This is a genomic window from Lentzea atacamensis, assembly GCF_003269295.1.
Lineage (GTDB): Bacteria > Actinomycetota > Actinomycetes > Mycobacteriales > Pseudonocardiaceae > Lentzea > Lentzea atacamensis.
In genome coordinates, this window is the sequence record NZ_QLTT01000006.1 from 141,730 (window position 1) to 159,269 (window position 17,540).

General features: G+C 68.1%; 22 protein-coding genes. 9 read left to right on the plus strand and 13 right to left on the minus strand.

Annotation, left to right across the window (positions count from 1 at the left end; all coding sequences use genetic code 11):
• Window positions 1-144 precede the first annotated feature (144 nt).
• From C8D87_RS26325 to C8D87_RS26335, 3 genes are all read right to left on the minus strand, one after another.
• Window positions 145-750 (minus strand): hypothetical protein, encoded by a 606-nt coding sequence (locus C8D87_RS26325; RefSeq protein WP_146771878.1) that lies wholly within the window; start codon window positions 748-750, stop codon window positions 145-147.
• A 38-nt stretch (window positions 751-788) separates the two neighbouring features.
• Entirely contained in the window at window positions 789-1,580 is a 792-nt protein-coding gene (locus C8D87_RS26330) for a hypothetical protein (protein WP_112228784.1), read from the minus strand.
• Between the two features lie 110 nt (window positions 1,581-1,690).
• Entirely contained in the window at window positions 1,691-2,887 is a 1,197-nt protein-coding gene (locus tag C8D87_RS26335) for an acyl-CoA dehydrogenase family protein (protein ID WP_109632461.1), read from the minus strand.
• Window positions 2,888-3,090: 203 nt separating this feature from the next.
• On the opposite strand from C8D87_RS26335, the gene C8D87_RS26340 reads away from it, so the two are divergent.
• Window positions 3,091-3,471 carry a DUF4190 domain-containing protein gene (locus C8D87_RS26340; RefSeq protein WP_109632459.1) on the plus strand — a complete coding sequence of 127 codons (381 nt, stop codon included), beginning with the start codon at window positions 3,091-3,093 and terminating at the stop codon, window positions 3,469-3,471.
• An 8-nt stretch (window positions 3,472-3,479) separates the two neighbouring features.
• Here the strand turns inward: C8D87_RS26340 and C8D87_RS46190 are convergent, their stop codons facing one another.
• Together C8D87_RS46190 and C8D87_RS26345 are read right to left on the minus strand one after the other, a co-directional pair.
• Window positions 3,480-3,656, minus strand: a complete 177-nt coding sequence (locus tag C8D87_RS46190) for a hypothetical protein (protein ID WP_170154753.1) — start codon at window positions 3,654-3,656, stop codon at window positions 3,480-3,482.
• A 154-nt stretch (window positions 3,657-3,810) separates the two neighbouring features.
• A complete protein-coding gene (locus C8D87_RS26345) occupies window positions 3,811-4,770 on the minus strand; it encodes an HpcH/HpaI aldolase/citrate lyase family protein (RefSeq protein ID WP_109632457.1) in 960 nt (319 codons plus the stop codon).
• Window positions 4,771-4,880: 110 nt separating this feature from the next.
• On the opposite strand from C8D87_RS26345, the gene C8D87_RS26350 reads away from it, so the two are divergent.
• The 4 genes from C8D87_RS26350 to C8D87_RS26365 are packed head-to-tail and all read left to right on the plus strand — an operon-like array spanning window position 4,881 to window position 7,798.
• Entirely contained in the window at window positions 4,881-5,219 is a 339-nt protein-coding gene (locus C8D87_RS26350; protein WP_233439215.1) for a hypothetical protein, read from the plus strand.
• On the plus strand, window positions 5,216-6,052 hold the full coding sequence (locus C8D87_RS26355) for an aminoglycoside phosphotransferase family protein (protein ID WP_112228785.1): 837 nt from the start codon (window positions 5,216-5,218) through the stop codon (window positions 6,050-6,052). The genes C8D87_RS26350 and C8D87_RS26355 overlap by 4 nt, the downstream gene beginning before the upstream one ends.
• Before the next feature lie 14 nt (window positions 6,053-6,066).
• Entirely contained in the window at window positions 6,067-7,320 is a 1,254-nt protein-coding gene (locus C8D87_RS26360; RefSeq protein ID WP_109632453.1) for a magnesium transporter MgtE N-terminal domain-containing protein, read from the plus strand.
• The gene (locus C8D87_RS26365; protein WP_109632451.1) at window positions 7,313-7,798 is read left to right on the plus strand and encodes a DUF1003 domain-containing protein; all 486 of its coding nucleotides are present in this window, start codon (window positions 7,313-7,315) and stop codon (window positions 7,796-7,798) included. The genes C8D87_RS26360 and C8D87_RS26365 overlap by 8 nt, the downstream gene beginning before the upstream one ends.
• Before the next feature lie 15 nt (window positions 7,799-7,813).
• Here C8D87_RS26365 and C8D87_RS26370 read toward each other — a convergent pair whose 3' ends face one another.
• Together C8D87_RS26370 and C8D87_RS26375 are read right to left on the minus strand one after the other, a co-directional pair.
• A complete protein-coding gene (locus tag C8D87_RS26370) occupies window positions 7,814-8,212 on the minus strand; it encodes an NUDIX hydrolase (protein WP_109632449.1) in 399 nt (132 codons plus the stop codon).
• Entirely contained in the window at window positions 8,209-8,706 is a 498-nt protein-coding gene (locus C8D87_RS26375) for a MarR family winged helix-turn-helix transcriptional regulator (protein WP_233439214.1), read from the minus strand. Before C8D87_RS26375 ends, C8D87_RS26370 begins: the two co-directional genes overlap by 4 nt.
• Window positions 8,707-8,779: 73 nt before the next feature.
• On the opposite strand from C8D87_RS26375, the gene C8D87_RS26380 reads away from it, so the two are divergent.
• Window positions 8,780-9,925, plus strand: a complete 1,146-nt coding sequence (locus tag C8D87_RS26380; RefSeq protein WP_109632447.1) for an Mrp/NBP35 family ATP-binding protein — start codon at window positions 8,780-8,782, stop codon at window positions 9,923-9,925.
• On the opposite strand, the gene C8D87_RS26385 is transcribed toward C8D87_RS26380, so the two are convergent.
• The 5 genes from C8D87_RS26385 to sigE form a co-directional block, all read right to left on the minus strand.
• Window positions 9,922-10,368, minus strand: a complete 447-nt coding sequence (locus tag C8D87_RS26385) for a hypothetical protein (protein WP_112228786.1) — start codon at window positions 10,366-10,368, stop codon at window positions 9,922-9,924. The genes C8D87_RS26380 and C8D87_RS26385 overlap by 4 nt on opposite strands.
• A gap of 25 nt (window positions 10,369-10,393) precedes the next feature.
• A complete protein-coding gene (tatB, locus tag C8D87_RS26390) occupies window positions 10,394-10,765 on the minus strand; it encodes a Sec-independent protein translocase protein TatB (protein ID WP_109632443.1) in 372 nt (123 codons plus the stop codon).
• A 17-nt stretch (window positions 10,766-10,782) separates the two neighbouring features.
• The gene (locus C8D87_RS26395) at window positions 10,783-12,303 is read right to left on the minus strand and encodes a S1C family serine protease (RefSeq protein WP_109632441.1); all 1,521 of its coding nucleotides are present in this window, start codon (window positions 12,301-12,303) and stop codon (window positions 10,783-10,785) included.
• 65 nt (window positions 12,304-12,368) lie between these two features.
• Window positions 12,369-12,902 carry an anti-sigma factor gene (locus C8D87_RS26400; RefSeq protein ID WP_233439213.1) on the minus strand — a complete coding sequence of 178 codons (534 nt, stop codon included), beginning with the start codon at window positions 12,900-12,902 and terminating at the stop codon, window positions 12,369-12,371.
• Complete coding sequence (gene sigE, locus C8D87_RS26405) at window positions 12,899-13,501, minus strand: RNA polymerase sigma factor SigE (RefSeq protein WP_030472993.1); 603 nt, start codon at window positions 13,499-13,501, stop codon at window positions 12,899-12,901. The genes C8D87_RS26400 and sigE overlap by 4 nt, the downstream gene beginning before the upstream one ends.
• A gap of 198 nt (window positions 13,502-13,699) precedes the next feature.
• Here sigE and C8D87_RS26410 point away from each other — a divergent pair, with 198 nt between their 5' ends.
• Window positions 13,700-14,332 carry an O-methyltransferase gene (locus C8D87_RS26410; RefSeq protein ID WP_109632439.1) on the plus strand — a complete coding sequence of 211 codons (633 nt, stop codon included), beginning with the start codon at window positions 13,700-13,702 and terminating at the stop codon, window positions 14,330-14,332.
• A 9-nt stretch (window positions 14,333-14,341) separates the two neighbouring features.
• Window positions 14,342-14,746, plus strand: coding sequence for a hypothetical protein (locus C8D87_RS26415; RefSeq protein WP_112228787.1), 405 nt, complete (start codon window positions 14,342-14,344; stop codon window positions 14,744-14,746).
• 106 nt (window positions 14,747-14,852) lie between these two features.
• Here the strand turns inward: C8D87_RS26415 and glgC are convergent, their stop codons facing one another.
• Complete coding sequence (glgC, locus tag C8D87_RS26420) at window positions 14,853-16,067, minus strand: glucose-1-phosphate adenylyltransferase (RefSeq protein ID WP_109632435.1); 1,215 nt, start codon at window positions 16,065-16,067, stop codon at window positions 14,853-14,855.
• A gap of 88 nt (window positions 16,068-16,155) precedes the next feature.
• On the opposite strand from glgC, the gene glgA reads away from it, so the two are divergent.
• Window positions 16,156-17,307 (plus strand): glycogen synthase, encoded by a 1,152-nt coding sequence (glgA, locus tag C8D87_RS26425; RefSeq protein ID WP_109633242.1) that lies wholly within the window; start codon window positions 16,156-16,158, stop codon window positions 17,305-17,307.
• The last annotated feature ends 233 nt before the right edge of the window (window positions 17,308-17,540 follow it).

Consider the following 17,540-nt stretch of genomic DNA (forward strand, 5'->3'; position numbering starts at 1 on the left):
CCAGACAGGCGACCGATGCCCGCAGACAGCCCGGCTACCTTTTCACAACTGTCGATATGCCCTCCAACGCCGGAGAGAACATCCGCGCCAGTGCAGATAGGTGGAGAAGCATGCAATTAGAACAACGTTCGACGTATGCGACCGTCATCCTTTGGCCGCAAACACGAGTGAGAAGCGGTGCGCGAACGCGCGGTGAGACCGTGCGTAGACGTCCGCGCTGTCGGCCACTCGCTCGCATTCGCGCTTCAGGACGTCACCCGCCGCGCCGGTGTTGCCGTTGAGCACGTGCACGATCGCGAGCTTCCTGGCGCGTTCGAAGTCGAGCAGTGACTCCGGCTTCGCGACGAGCTCCTCGGCCAGCGCGTCCCACTTGGCGTACTTGTCGATGTACGGCACGCCGTGCTTCACGAAGGCACTCACCAGCGACGACGCTACCGCCGCATGGTCGCCGCCCGGCTCGAACGTCCAGCGCCAGACGGGCTTGTCACCCATCAGGTGACCCAGTGGCGCGGACACCACGGGCGTTCCGGGGATTCCGACGCCGAGCGCGCGGCACACCTCGTCGTAGCGGCGGAAGCAGACACCGGCCAGCGGCGTGAGGTCGAGTGAGCCCGCCACGCCGAAACCGAGCCAGCCGGAGACGCCGTCACCCCGGTCCTGGAGCCAGACGTGGCCGCGGCGAACGAAGCCCGTTGAGCGCAGGGCGGTGTCCACGGCTACGAGCACGTCGGTTTTCGGTGATGGCCTCACGGACGACAGGGTCCCACCGATGATCGGAGTTGGCAGGGTCAGTGCAGCACGGGCCCGAGAAACTCGGTCAACTTCTGCAGCGCGTCCGGTGGCACCTCGTCGAGGTGCTCGGTGAGCTGCAGCAGAATCCGCCCGCCGCCGAGATCCTCGACCGAGTAGCACGGCGCGGTGGCGCAAACCTGTTGCACACCACCCAAAGCAGCGACTTGACGCGGGCCGAGCAACGTCGCCCAGTGCGCACCACGAGCCAACTCCGCTGCCATGAAGAGAGATTCGTCGAGCCCCACTCCCACGGCGACCTCATGTGCGGTTCGCACTCCGACGTGGTCCAGCGTGATCCAACCACCCGATGCCCGTACCAGCGACGCTCCCGAGCGGAACATCGTCAGCCATTCCTGTTGCACGGCATGGGAAATCCAGCCGCCGAACAACGAGCGGGAGGCGGTGACCACGACCTGGTGCGGAAACGCCGGGTCGTCCTTCAGCAGGATTTCCGCGCACCAGCCACCGTCCACCAGGGGCAGTCCCTGGGAGTCGAGCTGGACGAGCTGCACTCGCAGGAACGACGGCAGCTCCGTTAGAGCCGCCTGCCACGACGGAAGGGTGAAGTCACCCGAAGAGAGCAGCAGGCGGGCGTAACCCGGTGGGCCCCAAGGCGTTGTATCCGATGGCCGGTAACCGCGGGCCACCGACACGAGCTCCTGCAGCGAGGCCGGGCACAGAGGCACGAGCAGGTCGGTGAAGAGGGCTTCGAACCACCTGGCCAGGGCGGGGCGGTCGACGCCGGAGAACGTGTCCAGCTCCAGGCGGACGACGTGTGGCGGCGACACAGGTCTCGGAAGCGTCAGATCTGTGCTCAAAGTGAGCGAACCCTATGGCTCCCAAGCAAAAATCGTTAGGGGCCAGTCTCGTGAAAGAATGACCCCTAACGGACCAACGCCTAGCCGCGCGACTGGTACTCGCGCAGCAGGCCGCGAGAGATGATCGTCTTCTGGATCTCCGAGGTGCCCTCGCCGATCAGCAGGAACGGGGCCTCGCGCATCAGGCGCTCGATCTCGTACTCCTTGGAGTAGCCGTAGCCGCCGTGGATGCGGAAGGCCTCCTGCGTCACCTCGGCGCAGTATTCGGACGCGATGAGCTTGGCCATGCCGGCCTCGACGTCGTTGCGCTGACCCGAATCCTTCAGACGAGCGGCGTTCACCATCATCAGGTGGGCCGCCTCGACCTTGGTGGCCATCTCGGCGAGCTTGAAGGCGATGGCCTGGTGCTCGGCGATGGCCTTGCCGAACGTCTTGCGCTGCTGGGCGTAGTCGATGGCGAGCTCGAACGCGCGGATCGCGATGCCGCACGCGCGGGCGGCCACGTTCACGCGGCCCACCTCGACGCCGTCCATCATGTGGCGGAAGCCCTGGCCGGAGACGCCGCCCAGGATCTGGTCGGCGGCGATCTCGAAGCCGTCGAACACCATCTCCGTGGTGTCGACGCCCTTGTAGCCCATCTTGTCGATCTTGCCGGGGATCGTGAGGCCCGGCAGGACCTCTCCGTAGCCCTCGGGCTTCTCCACCAGGAACGTCGTCAGGTTCTGGTGCGGCTTCTCGGCGCCCTCGTCGGTCTTCACCAGGACCGCGGTCAGGTTCGACGTGCCACCGTTGGTCAGCCACATCTTCTGGCCGTTGATCGTGTAGCCGGACTCGCCCTTCACCGCGCGGGTGCGGATCGCCGCCACGTCGGAGCCGAGCTCGGGCTCGGACATGGAGAACGAGCCGCGCACCTCGCCCGTGGCCATGCGCGGCAGGTACTTCTGCTTCTGCTCTGGTGTGCCGTGCTGCTTGAGCATGTGCGCCACGATGAAGTGCGTGTTGATGACACCGGAGACGCTCATCCAGCCGCGCGCGATCTGCTCGACGACCAGCGCGTAGGTCAGCAGGGACTCACCCAGGCCGCCGTACTCCTCCGGGATCGTCAGGCCGAAGAGGCCCATCTCCTTCATGCCCTCGACGATGTCGGCGGGGTACGTGTCGCCGTGCTCCAGCGTCTGGGCGTGGGGAATGATCTCCTTGTCCACGAACGTGCGGACGGTCGCGAGGATTTCTTCCTGGATGTCCGTGAGACCCGCGGTCTGGGCGAGGCGCGCCATCGCACTTCCCTTCCAACGCTTGAGTTACCGGCGAGTATGGACCGGTTAACGCCCGTTTGCGACCGCGTTGTGCTCTCCGCAACACAGTCACGCCCGCTGTACCGAGACAGCATCCCTGACTGGCGGAATCGCGCACCCCACGTACGACGAACTGCGCCGATGGACCTTAAGATCCCGGCTCACCACTTCGAGGGGGAGCAGCGATGACGTACGACCCGTACAACCCGAAGCAGCCGGGCGACCCGTACGGCCAGCAACCGGGCCAGCCCTACGGCCAGCCGATGCACGGCCAGCAGCCCATGTACGGCTACGGCTACCCGCCGCCCCCGCCCAAGCAGCAGACGAACGCGATCCTCGCACTCGTGCTGTCCTGCGTGGGTTTCGTGACCTGTGGCGTGACGGCCATCGTCGGCGTCATCTTCGGCCACATCGCGATGGGGAAGATCAGGCGAGGCGAGGAGGACGGCCGCGGCCTGGCGCTCGCGGGCCTGATCGTCGGTTACGTCGTCATCGCCGGCTGGGTGCTCTACCTGGCGATCGTCATCATCGCGATCATCGCGGCGGCCAACCAGGGCATCCGTTAGCGGAGAACTCAGCCCGCGAGGGCGATCTCCAGTGCGCCACCGCAGTGGCGGCAGACGTCGGCGAACACGTGGACGTCGGCATCGCATCCCGGGCAGCTGCGGAAGCTGCGCTCGAGCAGGTCGTCTTCGCGGCGCTTGAAGAGCCGCAACCGTCTGCCCGCCTTGCCGTTATTCGAACGTGACATGCCCCGAGCATGCACCTCACCCCGGGGCAGATCGCAAACTTCGGTGACGGATTGTGCGTCACCTCACCCATTTTGAATGCAACCTGTGACGGTCGAACACGTCCAGTAATAGTTCGGGTGAAGTAGCGCACAATCCGTAACGGAAACCGGCGTCTCAGTCCTCCGGCGGAGTCCAGACGTTCGAGCGCGACATCCCGGCCGCCCGCCCCTTGCCGGAGATCACGAGCGCCATCTTCCGCGACGCCTCGTCGATCATCTCGTCGCCGAGCATCACCGCACCGCGCTTACCGCCCGCCTCCGACGTGAAGTAGGCGTACGCGTCGAGGATGTTCTCGGCATGGTCGTAGTCGTCCTGCTTCGGGCTGAAGACCTCGTTGGCCGCGTCGATCTGGCCGGGGTGCAGCACCCACTTGCCGTCGAAGCCCAGCGCCGCGGAGCGACCGGCGACGCGCTTGTAGCCCTCGACGTCGCGGATCTGCAGGTAGGGGCCGTCGATGGCCTGCTTGTCGTGGGCCCGCGCGGCCATCAGGATCCGCATCAGGATGTAGTGGTAGGCGTCGCCGACGTCGTAGCCGGGCGGCTGCTCACCGACGACCAGGGACTTCATGTTGATGGACGCCATGAAGTCCGCGGGGCCGAAGATGATCGTCTCGACGCGCGGGGACGCGGTGGCGATCGCGTCGACGTTCACCAGGCCGAGGGCGTTCTCGATCTGGGCCTCGATGCCGATCTTGCCGACCTCGTAGCCCATCGTCTTCTCGATCTGGGTGATCAGGAAGTCCAGAGCGACGATCTGCTCGGGCGTCTGCACCTTCGGCAGCATGATGCAGTCGAGGTTCGCTCCCGCGCCCTCGACGACCTCGGTGACGTCGCGGTAGGTCCACTCCGTCGTCCAGTCGTTCACGCGCACGACGCGGGCCTTGTTGCCCCAGCCGCCCTCGTTGAGCGACGCGACGATGGTCTTGCGGGCGTCGGGCTTGGCCAGCGGGGCGCAGGCGTCTTCCAGGTCCAGGAACACCTGGTCCGCCGGCAGCGTGCGCGCCTTGTCGATCATCTTCTGGCTCGAGCCGGGGACCGCCAGACACGAGCGACGGGGACGCTGCTGGTCGACCACTGGAGTACCTCCTCGTACCGGCCGGTAACTGTGTGGGCCACAGTGGCACGCACCGCTTCCGAGCGCATATTCGCTGAGTCCCGTTTCACAAACCCTGGCAGGCTGAACCGGTGGAGATCACTCGAATCCTGGACGCTGCGCTGCGAAAGGCGGCCGCCGTGTGGATCACCTCACCCGGCCACGAACCCCGCCTCGTGCACGCGCACTGGCGTGACGACGCGCTCTGGGTCATCACCGGCGGTACCGAGCAGGAGGTGCCGGGTCTCGCGGACCAGTCGCAGGTCACCGTCACCGTGCGCTCCCCCAGCACGCACTCGCACCTCATCGACGCCACCGCCACCGCGCACCTGACCGAGCCCGACGAGGAGACGGCGCAGGCACTCAGAACGGCCAGACTCAACACCAAGCCGGACTGGGAAGCCGTGTACCGCCTGGAGTTCAGCGCATGATCACCATTCCGGACGGCTTCGGCGCGGGTCTCGGCGAAGGCGCCCCGGAATGGGTCGCGAAACTGCCGGCGCTCGCCACCAAGGCGTGCGCGCGGTGGCGGCTCACCCCGGACGGCGCGCTGATGAACGGGTTCTGCGCGGTCGTCCTCCCGGTTCGCCGGGCGGACGGGCACCCCGCCGTGCTCAAGCTGACCTGGATCGACGAGGAGACGAAGCACGAACCGCTCGCACTCCGGCTCTACGACGGCAACGGCGCCGTGCAGCTGCTCGGCTTCGACGAGGAGCTCGGCGCGTTGTTGCTGGAAAGGCTGTACCCGCACTCGCTCGACGACGAGCCGATCGAGCTGGCGGTCGCCGTGATCGGCGAGCTGCTGCGCCGCCACCGCGCGATCCAGGCGCCCGGCGAGATCCGCCGGTTCTCCGGTGAGCTGGCCGATCACCCGGCGATCCCCCGCAAGCTGCTCGACGCGGCACGTGATGTTGCCGACAGCAGGCCGATGGGCACCACCCTCGTGAACGAGGACCTGCACTACGAGAACGTGCTGCGCGGCGACCGCGAACCGTGGCTGATGATCGACCCGAAGCCGCTGTCCGGCGATCCCGAGTACTGCATGATTCCGTTGCTGTGGAACAGGTTTGACGAGATGGACGGCCGGAAGGGGCTGACCGGCCGGTTCCTGGCGCTGTGCGACGCGGGCGAGCTGGACGTGGCGAAGGCACGCGACTGGACGCTGTACCGCGCGGTCGCGAACTGGATCTGGGCGCTGGAAGAGGATTTGGGGGACGTAGCGGAGAACTGCGCCGAGATCGCCGGGTGGGCGGTCAGAACCTGATCTAGCCTGGTCATGTGGTGGCTGTGAACCGGGTTTACATCGCTCAGCTGGCCGGGCTTCCCGTCTTCGGTCCCGACGGCGAACCGATCGGCAGGGCCCGCGACGTCGTGATCAGTCTCCGGATCGACCGCCAGCCGCCGCGCGTGCTCGGCATGGTCGTGGAACTGGTGACGCGCCGGCGCATCTTCGTGCCGATGCTGCGGCTCACCTCGATCGAGCCGAACGCCGTCACGCTCGCGACGGGGTCGGTGAACCTGCGGCCGTTCCACCAGCGCGTCAACGAGGTGATGGTGATCGGCGAGCTGCTCGACGCCAAGATCCAGCTCGCCGACGGCGGCACGGCGATCGTGGTGGACGCCGCGATGGAGCTCACCCGCACCCGCGACTGGCGGGTGGTCAAGGTGGCCGTCCGCCAACGCACCGGCAGGTTCGGCTTCAAGGGCCCCACGCAGGTGTTCCGGTGGGAGGACGTCGGTGGCCTGAGCGTCAACGAGATCGCTGGCCAGCCGCAGGGCGCCCAGCAACTCGTCGCGGTGTTCGAGGGCATGCGCGCGGCGGACGTGGCGCACGCGCTGCACGAACTTCCGCCCAAACGCCGCCACGAGGTCGCGGACGCGCTGGACGACGAACGGCTCGCCGACGTCATCGAAGAACTGTCCGAAGAGGACCAGAAGGACATCCTGTCGCACCTGGACGAGGAACGCGCCGCGGACATCCTGGAGGCGATGAACCCGGACGACGCGGCCGACCTGCTCGGCGAGCTGTCCGAGGGCACCAAGGACAGGCTGCTCGAGCTGATGGAGCCGGAGGAGTCCGAACCGGTCAGGCGGCTGCTCGAGTACTCGTTCGACACCGCCGGCGGTCTGATGACGCCGGAACCGATCATCCTCACGCCGGACGCGACGATCGCGGAAGCGTTGGCACGGGTGCGAAATCCCGACCTGACACCGGCGCTGGCGTCGATGGTCTTCGTGTGCCGGTCCCCGTCCGCGACACCGACCGGCCGCTATCTCGGCTGCGTCCACATCCAGCGACTGCTGCGCGAGCCGCCGTTCGACCTGGTCGCGGGCGTGCTCGACTCCTCACTGGTGCGGCTGCCGCCATCGGCCTCGCTGAGCGACGTCACCCGCTACTTCGCCACCTACAACCTGGTGTGCGCACCGGTCACCGACGACGACGAGCACCTGCTCGGCGCGGTGACCGTCGACGACGTGCTGGACCACCTGCTGCCGGACAACTGGCGCGAGACGGGACTGAGCCATGCCTGAACTGCTGCCGCGGCGCCGGCTCGACCAGCCTCGTGAGCCACGCGGCTTCCGCCTGTCGATCGACCCCGACGCGTTCGGTCAGTTCTCCGAACGGCTCGCGCGCTTCCTCGGCACGGGCAAGTTCCTGTTCTGGCAGACGCTGCTCGTGGTCGCCTGGATCGCGTTGAACCTGTTCGCCGTGACCCTGCAATGGGACCCGTACCCGTTCATCCTGCTGAACCTGGCGTTCTCGACGCAGGCCGCTTACGCCGCGCCGTTGATCCTGCTGGCGCAGAACCGGCAGGACGACCGGGACCGGGTGTCGCTGGAGGAGGACCGCGCGCGGGCGGCGCAGACCAAGGCGGACACCGAGTTCCTGGCCCGTGAGCTCGCGGCCTTGCGGCTGGCGGTGGGCGAGGTGGCGACGCGGGACTTCATCCGGGGTGAGCTGGAGAAGCTGGTGAGGGAGCAGAACAACGTCCGGAAGGTCCGGCAGTGACGGTTGTGCCCGGCGTCACACGCTGATCTGTCCGCTCTCGACCAGATCTGACAGAACCTCGTGGATCGCGGGTGCCGTCTCGGCGTGCGACCGGTACTCGTCGCGCGTCACGTAGGTCAGTTCGGCGATCTCGCTCGTGGGCTGCGGCGTGCCCAGCAGATCAGCCGTGAAGCACGTCATGTCGACCATCGCGCCCTCGCCCTCCCCGTAGGCGGGTGCGACGTAGCGCTTCAGCACCGACGGCTGCTCCAGCTCGATCCCGAGCTCCTCCCTGACCTCCCTGCGCAGGGCGTCGGCGGGGGACTCACCCGGTTCGATCTTGCCGCCGGGGAGGTAGAAGGCCTTCTTGTTGCGTGCGCGCACAACGAGGAGGCGGCCAGCCTCGACGTGCACAAGTCCCACCACGGTGATCACGGATACACGTCGTCCGCTGCCAGGCGGTCGCACGTGCGGCCGAAGGCCTCGAGCTCACCAGGCCCGAAGCTCTCCCCGAAGTGTTCGGCGACGCCCGCGAGGTGGGTCGCGGACGCGCTGCGCAGACGTTCCGCGCCGAGCGGTGTGAGCACGGCCACGATGCCGCGTCCATCACCGTCAGCGCGTTCCCGACCGACCAGGCCGGCGCGTTCCAGGCGGTCCACCAGGCGGGTCACGCCGGATCGGGACAGCAGGACGGCGTCGGCCAGTTCTGTCATGCGCATGCGCATGGAAGGCGACTCGGCCAGTTGAACCAGCACGTCGTACGCCGCGAGCGATAGGCGCTGCTCAGCAATCAGTTCGGCCTCGAGGACCCTCGTGATCCGTGCATGCGCGCGGAGGAACGATCGCCACACCCCTAGCTCGACACGGGTGGGCAACCGGGAACTACCCGATTCCGGCACGGACGTCGATGTTACGGACAGCTCCGACACCGCTACGACCTGGGCCTGTGCTCTCAAGTGACCGGCCGGTAGGACACGGGCGAACCGGACGTAGCATGGCTGGGTGACCACCACGCAGCCCCTCCCCACCGTCGAGGACGTCCGCAAGGCGCTCGCCGGTGTGCAGGACCCCGAAATCCGCCGTCCGATCACCGAGATCGGCATGGTCAAGGACGTCGAGGTGGGCGCGGACGGTGCCGTGGTCGTCGGGGTGTACCTGACGGTCGCGGGCTGCCCGATGCGGGACAAGATCACCAAGGACGTCACCGGTGCCGTGCAGGCGCTCGACGGCGTCACCTCGGTCAGGGTCGACCTCGACGTCATGAGCGACGCCCAGCGCACCGAGCTGCGCAAGACGCTGCGCGGTGGCGCCGAGGAGCCGGTCATCCCGTTCGCCCAGCCCGGCTCGCTGACGCGCGTGTACTGCGTCGCGTCCGGCAAGGGCGGCGTCGGCAAGTCGTCGGTCACGGTCAATCTGGCCGTGGCGATGGCCGAGCGCGGGTTGTCGGTCGGCATCGTCGACGCGGACATCTACGGCCACTCGATCCCGCGCATGCTGGGCGTCGACGGTCGTCCCACGCAGGTCGAGAAGATGATCATGCCGCCGCAGTCGCACGGCGTGAAGGTCATCTCCATCGGCATGTTCACGCCGGGCAACACGCCCGTGGTGTGGCGCGGGCCGATGCTCCACCGCGCGTTGCAGCAGTTCCTCGCGGACGTGTTCTGGGGTGACCTGGACGTGCTGCTGCTCGACCTGCCGCCGGGCACCGGTGACGTGGCGATCTCGGTGGCGCAGCTGGTGCCGAACGCCGAGATCCTGGTCGTGACGACGCCGCAGCAGGCCGCCGCCGAGGTGGCCGAGCGGGCCGGGTCGATCGCCCTGCAGACCCGTCAGCGGGTCGCGGGCGTCATCGAGAACATGTCGTGGATGGAGATGCCCGACGGCTCGCGCATGGAGGTCTTCGGTTCCGGCGGCGGCGCGGCCGTCGCGGAGTCGCTGTCCAAGACCATCGGGTCCGAGGTGCCGCTGCTCGGCCAGGTGCCGCTCGACCCGCGGCTGCGGGAGAACGGCGACACGGGCACGCCCATCGTCAAGGCGGTGCCGGAGGCGGCAGCGGCTCAGGTGCTGGCGGACGTCGCCAAGAAGCTGACCGTGAAGTCGCGCGGCCTGGCGGGTCGTCTGCTCAACGTCTCCCCCGCGGGTCGCTAGGAGCCGGATCGCGAACTCAGGGCGCGCGCCATCTCGACCTGCCACTCGGCCTCTGTCAACGGTGGCGGCTCTTCGGCCTGCACGAATCCCTGCGGAGCGCCCAGTTCACGCATCAGCCGGACCAACCACTTCTCGGCCATCGTCATCGCTGCGTCTTCATCCGGTTCGAGGTCGACCGACACGCCCAGGACGACACCCGAGTCCCGGGGGAACGCGAGCATCACGAAGCTCAGGCCGGTGTCGCGGACTCCGCTGGACGGCGAGGCGTACAGCGTCTCGCCGGACGGAGAGCCGGAAAGACCAGCTCGCAGGATGTCGGAGGCGTTCTCCGACAACCACGCGGCCGACTCCCGCCAGCTCGTCACGTGGGCGTCGAGGAAGCTCTCCAGTCGAAGCCGGTCCAGGTGCGGTAACCGCACGTAGACGTCCGGACAAGGTGCCATGCGACCTGCCCGGCCACTCGTCCGCTCAGGTCGCGTCCGGGTCGTACGGCGGGCGCTCGCCAGGTGCGAGCGGCCGCTGCTCGGGCGCGGACGGCGTGGCCGGCGTCGGATAGCCGTTCGACTTGGGCTCCGGGTCGTCGAACAGGTGCTTGGTGACCGCGCGCTTCGGGTCGAAGTTGCGCAGCTCCCGCAGGTCCTCGAGGGGCTTGCGGAGCTGCTCGAACTCCGGCCCCATCTCCTGCTTGAGCTGTTCGCGCGCGCCCGTCGCGTACTCACGGACCTGGCGCACCGTCTTGCCGAGCCAGGCCGCGGCGGACGGCAGGCGTTCGGGCCCCAGGACGAAGAGACCCGCGACGACGATGATGAGGATCTCTACCCATCCGATGCTGTCGAACACAGGTCTCAGCCTACTTCTCAGTCGCTCTTGAGTGTCACGTCGAGTTTGAGTTCACGACCCTGACGGGCGAGCGTGACCTGGACCGTCTGGCCGATCTCGTGCTCGCGGACGGCCACCACCAGCTCGGCAGCGTTGCGGACCATGCGGTTGCCCACCTTGGTGATCACGTCGCCCTCCTGGATGCCCGCGGCGGCCGCGGCTCCTCCGGCGGGAACGTTCTGCACCTGTGCGCCCTCGGAGGTCTCGGCGGACACGGACTTGACGTTGACGTTCATGTCCGCGTGCTTGACCTGCCCGCTGCGGATCAGCTCCTGGCTGATCTTGCGGGCCTGGTTGCCGGAGATCGCGAAGCCCAGGCCGACGGAACCGCCGGTCTCGGTGCGGATCGAGGAGTTGATGCCGACCAGGGCACCGCGCGAGTCGACCAGCGCGCCACCCGAGTTGCCGGGGTTGATGGCCGCGTCCGTCTGGATCGCGTCGTAGGTGACCTGCGGGCCGCCGTTCTCGCCCGCCGCCGTCACGGGCCGGTGCAGCGCGGAGACGATGCCCTCGGTGACGGTGTTGGACAGCTGCAGCGGCGAGCCGATGGCGATCACGCTGTCGCCGACCTGGAGCTCGTCGGAGTTGCCGAACTGCAGGACCGTCGGGTTCGTGACCTCGACCTTGATCACGGCGAGGTCGGTCTTGGGGTCGCGGCCGACGACGCGGGCCTGGGCGCGCGTGCCGTCGGTGAAGACGGCGCTGAGCTTTGCCGACGAGTCCTGGGCCGCCGGGGCGACGACGTGGTCGTTGGTGAGGATGTAGCCGCCCGACTCGATGACGACGCCGGAACCGACGCCCGCCACGTTGGCGCCCTTGAACTCGATCGACACGACGCTCGGCGTGACGCGCTTGGCGATGTCGGAGATCGAACCGGCTGGGCGTTCCTTGCCCTCGGTCACCTCGGCCAGCGTGACCGTCGAGTCGGTCAGCGGGTTGCCGGCGCGGCCGATCAGCCACCCGACGAGGCCACCGGCGGCACCGACGAGCAGTGCCACCAGCACCAGCGCCGTGAGGGCCGTCGGCTTCACGCGACGGCCGAACAGCAGCTCGGGAATGCTCAGCTGCGGACCGGGCTCCTGCTTGCGCTCGGGTTCGCCCGGTGGGTCCTCGCCCACGGCGGGCGGGCCGATCACGGCGCCGGACGCGGGATCGCGCCACGGGTCACCGGCGGGCTTGTCACCCCAGAAGACGGGGTCGATGTCCGGATCCGGCTCGCTCACCGGCTGCGGCGGGCGCTGCAGCAGCTCGGACGAACCCTGGCGGCCGAACGCGGTCGCGAGGGACTCGGGAGGCGGCGGCGCCGACTGAACGGAGGGGACGGGCACGTCGCGCGTGGCGAACGCGCCGGAGACACCTTCCGGGCGGCCGAACGCGGTGGCGTACGCGGGGTCGACCGGCGGCTGCACCAGGGGCCGTGGCCGGAGCCTGCGATGCGCTCCGTCGTCCACTCCGGAAACGGGTGTGGGCGTCTGGCCGTTGGGCGACTGCTGGCTCATCTCTCCCCGAGTTTTCCGCTAGGAGTGCTGAACTACAGCGTGCCCCACGAACAGTGAAATGACTGTCAGGGGGTGGTCGCGAAGACCGCGCCGGCGTTCTGCGGCACGAAGGAAGGCGCGGCGGGCGGGTCGCTCTCCGGCGTGGTGAACGCGAGCGCGCCGAGCAGCATGCCGCTCACGACGACACCGGCACCCTGGCGGGCTCTGCGGCCGCTGAACCAGCCGTTGCTGCCCAGGGGCCGGGACGAGCCCAGCACCGGACCCGCGCCGAACGCGGGCTTGTCGGTGCGTTGCACGGCGACGAACTGACCGTCCTCGGTGATCGCGAGCCCGTCCGGAGCGGACGGCAGGTCGACCTCCTGCGGGATGGCACCGAGCCTGTCGAGCAGCGACGCCGACGCCGTGGGGGCGCTGGCGGTGCGCACGGCTGCGCGCGCCTGCTGCTGCGTGTAGGTCTCGAAAGCGCAGAAGCCGCAGCGCTGGATGTGCGCTGAGGCTCGCTCATGTGCGACCGAGGACAGCTCTCCGTCCACGAACGCGACCACGGCATCCGGCAACAGGTGCTGCTCAGGCAGGCCCCAACCACGGAGGTCGGTCATGCAGAGTCCTCCAGCAACGATTCCTGACGACGGCGTTCGAGCGCGACCTTCAGAGCCTGGCGGCCCCGATGGATCCTGCTCCTCACGGTACCCATCTTCACCCCGAGCGTGGCACCGATCTCCTCGTAGGAGAGTCCTTCCACGTCACACAGGACCACCGCGGCGCGGAACTCCGGCGGGAGCTCGTCCAGCGCGGCCTGCAGGTCGGGGTCGAGATGGTTCTCGTCGTAGATCTCTTCAGGGGACAGGTCGTCACCCTCAAGGCGGTCGTTGTCCTCGGGCAGCGCCTCCATGCGAACGCGGCTGCGGCGGCGAGCCATGTCGAGGAAGAGGTTGGTGGTGATGCGGTGCAGCCACCCCTCGAAGGTGCCCGGCTTGTACGACGCGAGCGACCGGAAGACGCGGATGAAGGTCTCCTGCGTCAGATCCTCGGCGTCGTGCTGGTTGCCGGTAAGGCGGTATGCGAGCCGGTAGACCCTGTCCGCGTGCTCGCGGACGATGGCGTCCCACGAGGGCGGCGTCCAGTCGGCCGTCTCGATGGGCGCGACGGCCTCCGGCGAACTCGACTGCGTGCGCATCAGGTGTTTCGGCACCTCCATGTGGGCCGCCCGGCGACCCTTATGCGGCTCAACGGACGACGGGTCCGGCTTGTTCCCGTCTAGAGCCTGGCTTCTTGCTGCCTTACCTTCTCCTGCTCCCTTAAAACGATCGTGAGAGCTGGCTGAGAGCACCCTGAGAATCTCGGTTCGGGCCGTGTTCACCCGTTTTGGCCACGCGGGGCACTAACCTGCTACCCCGTGACCACGGAATCGGCCCTGCGGGAGTACGTCGAGCAGTACCTCCCCGAGGACGACGTGCACCTGGCAGCTCGAGCACGCGGCCAGGAACTGGGCTGTGTGCCCATCGGCGCCGGCGGAGGCGCCGCCCTGCGGTTCCTCGCGACCGCCCTCCAGGCGAAAGCCGTCGTCGAGATCGGGACGGGCGCGGGCACCAGCGGCCTCTACCTGCTCGCGGGCATGCCCCAGTCGGGCATCCTGACCTCGATCGACGTGGCTCCCGAACACCAGCGCGCCGCCCGCGAGGCCTACACGGCCGCGGGCATCTCGCCCTCGCGCACCCGCCTGATCATGGGCAAGGCGCTGGACGTCCTCCCCCGCCTGACCGACGCGGCCTACGACCTCGTGTTCGTCGACGCCTACAAGCCGGAGTACCCGCAGTACCTCGAACACGGCGTCCGCATGCTGCGGCCCGGTGGCGTCATCGCGTTCGACAACGTGCTGTGGCACGGCGCCGTCGTCGACCCCAGCAAGCGGGACGAGTCGACCCAGGCGATGCGGGACATCGCGCGCCTGGTGAAGGAGGACGACCGGCTGGTGCCGGTGATCCTTCCGCTGGGTGACGGTCTTCTGGTCGCCGCCCGCCGTCCATGAGCAATTCGGTTGGCCGGCGAGCCGCACCCCGAGGACACGAACCGAGCCAACGACGTCCGTTCGATCCGCTGGGTGCCGGCGGACGTGAAGCCGCGCAGCTTCCCGAGTTCGATCAACGTCAAGAAGGAGGGCCTGATCCCGGTCGCGATCCTTTCCACCGCGGAGTTCGACGCCGTGGCGGAGGTCGACCGGACCAGCCTCACCTTCGGGGCGACCGGTCTCGAGCAGGGCTTCGTCCGGTGTGGATCGCCGGGTGAGGACGTCGACGACGACGGCCGCGCCGATCTGGTGTGCCAGTTCGACACCGCGAAGACCGGCCTGACCTGTGGCATGACGACGGCGACCCTGATGGGCCGCACGGTCGACGGTCGCCGGTTCGAGGGTCAGGACGACATCAAGCTGACGGGCTGTTAGTGGTGTGGCCCGGAAGGTTGCCGGGGGAATTCGCGGTCAGACGGGGCGGTGCCGCGAGGCGCCCTGCTGAGCGTGAATTACCTCGCCGACGTTCCGGGATGCGCCACTAGTACGCCCGGACGCCCTTGCCGAGGACCGTGACGCCGCCCGCTGAAACGGTGTAGCGCTCACGGTCCATCGGCGCGTCCACGCCGATCAACGCCCCGTCCGGCACCACGACGTTCTTGTCCAGGATCGCCCGCCGGACAACAGCGCCCTTCCCGATCCGCACACCGGGCAGCAGCACCGACCCCTGCACGACCGATCCCACCTCGACAGTGACGTCCGAGGAGATCACCGACCCGTGGATCTTCCCGGAGATGATCGAACCGGGCCCGACCATCGAGTCCTCAGCGGACCCGCCGGCGATGAACTTGGCCGGCGGAAGCGGCGGCGTCGCGGTCCGGATCGGCCAGAGCTGGTTGTACAGGTTGAAAATCGGATTGACCGAGACCAGATCCATGTGTGCGTCGTAGTAGGCGTCGATCGTCCCGACATCGCGCCAGTACCCGCGATCCCGGTCCGTGGCGCCGGGCACCTCGTTGTCCTGGAAGTCGTAAACGTGTGCTTTCCCGCGATCCACGAGCATCGGGATGATGTCGCCACCCATGTCGTGGTCCGAGTCGGGATTCAACGCATCCCCGCGCAGCGCGTCCAGCAGCGCTTCGGTGGTGAAGACGTAGTTGCCCATCGAAGCGAAAGTCACATCGGGATCGTCAGGCACGTGCGGTGGCTCGGACGGCTTCTCCAGGAACCGCGTGATCTTGCCGGAGGCATCCGTGTCGATGCAGCCGAACGCCTTGGCCTCGGTCCGCGGCACCCGGATGCCGGCGACGGTCACCGCCGCGCCGGACTCGACGTGCTGCGAGATCATCTGACCGGGGTCCATCCGGTACACGTGGTCGGCACCGAAGATCACCACGTGGTCGGGCTTCTCGTCGTGGACGAGGTTCAGCGACTGGAAGATCGCGTCGGCGGAGCCCGTGTACCAGCGGGGACCCAGGCGTTGCTGGGCCGGCACAGGCGTCACGTACTGACCGAGCACATTGGACAGGCGCCACGTCGTCGAGATGTGGCGGTCCAGCGAGTGCGACTTGTACTGCGTCAGCACGCAGAGCTTCGCGAGCCCCGCGTTGACCAGGTTCGACAGCACGAAGTCGACCAGCCGGTAGTTGCCCCCGAAGGGCACAGCCGGTTTCGCGCGGTCGGCCGTCAGTGGCCACAGGCGCTTGCCTTCACCACCGGCAAGCACAATTCCGAGAACGTGCGGCTGCCCCTTCACGGTATGTGACCCTATCTGTGCGATCGCGCTTCAACCAGACGCAAACTGGTTCGTCCCAACAAGTACCGCAGTGATCTACGGTGGGGGCGTGCGAGTTGCGCTCATGACGCGGGAGTACCCGCCTGAGGTCTACGGTGGCGCTGGTGTGCACGTGGGATTCCTCGTGCCCCATCTTCGCGAACTGGTCGACGTCGACGTGCACTGCTTCGGTGCACCGAGATCGGACGCGACCGCTCACAATCCCCCGCACAGCCTGGAGCAGGCGAACGCGGCCCTCACGACCCTCGCGGTCGATCTTGAGATGGCCTCGGCGGTGTCCACGGCGAACCTCGTGCATTCGCACACCTGGTACGCCAACATGGGCGGTCACCTGGCCAAACTCCTGCACGGCATCCCGCACGTGGTGACGGCGCACTCGCTGGAGCCGCGCCGGCCGTGGAAGGCCGAGCAGCTCGGCGGCGGGTACCGGATCTCGTCGTGGGCGGAGCGGACCGCGTACGAACACGCGGACGCGATCATCGCCGTGAGCGACGGCATGCGCGCGGACGTGCTCGACGCCTACCCCGCGCTGGATCCGGCCAAGGTGCACGTGGTCCGCAACGGGATTGATTCCGCGGCCTACCGCCCGGTGACCGAGACGGACGCGCTCACCTCGCGCGGCATCGATCCCGAAAAACCGGTCGTGGCGTTCGTGGGACGGATCACCCGGCAGAAAGGTGTCGGCCACCTCGTCGCCGCCGCGCACCACATCGACCCCGCCGCGCAGATCGTGCTGTGCGCGGGAGCGCCGGACACCCCGGAGATCGCCGAGGAGACGAAACGGGCCGTGACGGAGCTCGCGGCGACGAGGGAAGGCGTCTTCTGGATCCAGCAGATGCTGCAGCCGGCCGAGGTGCGGCAGATCCTCAGCCACGCGACCGTCTTCGTGTGCCCGTCGGTCTACGAGCCGCTCGGCATCGTGAACCTGGAGGCGATGGCGTGCGGCACAGCCGTCGTCGCGAGTGACGTCGGCGGCATCCCGGAGGTCGTCGCGCACGGCGAAACGGGGCTCCTGGTCCACTACGACGACCGCGATTTGTCGACATATCGACTTCAACTCGCCGAGTCGATCAACGAACTCCTCGCCGATCCCGGGCGCGCACGGCGTTTCGGTGCGGCCGGACGCAAGCGCGCTGAGCAGGAGTTCTCGTGGTCCGCCATGGCTGAGCAGACCGTGGAGGTCTACCGCAGTGTGATTTGAGCCACACCCGACTGGGGCAACCCCAAAGTGTGAACGCCGCCTTTAACCAGTAGTGACCTGATGGTTTCAAATGGTGAGGGGCGCGAGACTGTGCGGTGTGCGGTGCTGGGTCTGACGGTCCTCCTCGCAGTGACTGGATGCGCCACAGCCGCCAAGCCACAACCGACGGCCGTGCAGCTCACCGTCGACGGCATGAAGCTCGCCGACGCCTCCGACCTGCAGGCACAGGCCGA